Annotated in this window: 1 protein-coding gene; it reads left to right on the top strand. The window is 51.4% G+C overall.

Features of this window, described 5'->3' with window-relative positions; all coding sequences use genetic code 11:
- Window positions 1-993: elongation factor Tu (gene tuf / locus DW089_RS11245; protein ID WP_118287301.1), on the top strand; the 993-nt coding region annotated here is incomplete at its 5' end.

Here is a 993-nt window from a genome sequence, read left to right as displayed (position 1 = left end):
GCCCACGTTGAATACGAAACCGAAAAAAGACACTATGCACACGTTGACTGCCCGGGGCATGCTGACTATGTAAAGAACATGATCACTGGTGCTGCTCAGATGGACGGCGCAATCCTGGTTGTATCCGCTGCTGATGGTCCTATGCCTCAGACTCGTGAACACATCCTGCTTGCCCGCCAGGTTGGCGTTCCTGCTATCGTTGTGTTCCTGAACAAATCCGACCAAGTTGACGATCCTGAACTGATCGAACTGGTTGAAATGGAAGTTCGCGAACTGCTGAGCCAATACGGCTATCCTGGAGATGAAGTGCCCATCGTTGTTGGTTCCGCACTGAAAGCTCTGGAAGGCGACAAAGAACAAGAAGCAAACATCATGAAATTGATGGATGCTGTTGACGAATACATTCCGACTCCTGTCCATGACCTGGCTAAACCGTTCCTGATGCCCGTTGAAGACGTATTCACCATCACCGGCCGCGGCACCGTAGCTACTGGCCGTGTAGAACGTGGCGTAATCAAAGTTGGCGACACGGTTGAAATCGTTGGTCTGAGCGAAGAAAAGAAACAATCCGTTGCTACCGGTCTGGAAATGTTCCGTAAGACCATGGATCAGGCTGAAGCCGGCGACAACATCGGCTGCCTGCTGCGCGGTATTGACAGAAGCGAAATCGAAAGAGGTCAGGTTCTGGCTAAACCCGGTTCCATTCATCCTCATACCAAATTCAAAGGCCAAGTATACGTACTGACCAAAGAAGAAGGCGGCCGTCATACTCCGTTCTTCAACGGCTATCGTCCTCAGTTCTACTTCAGAACTACCGACGTTACTGGTGTGGCTCACCTGCCTGAAGGTACCGAAATGGTTATGCCTGGCGACAACGTTGTAATGGACGTTGAACTGATCACCCCGATCGCTATCGAACAAGGTCTGCGTTTCGCTATCCGCGAAGGCGGCCATACGGTAGGCGCTGGCGTTGTTACCGAAATCGAAGGTTAA

This window comes from Acidaminococcus sp. AM05-11 (assembly GCF_003472805.1).
Taxonomy (GTDB): Bacteria; Bacillota; Negativicutes; order Acidaminococcales; family Acidaminococcaceae; genus Acidaminococcus; species Acidaminococcus hominis.
This window is presented reverse-complemented; position numbering and strand designations above follow the sequence as displayed.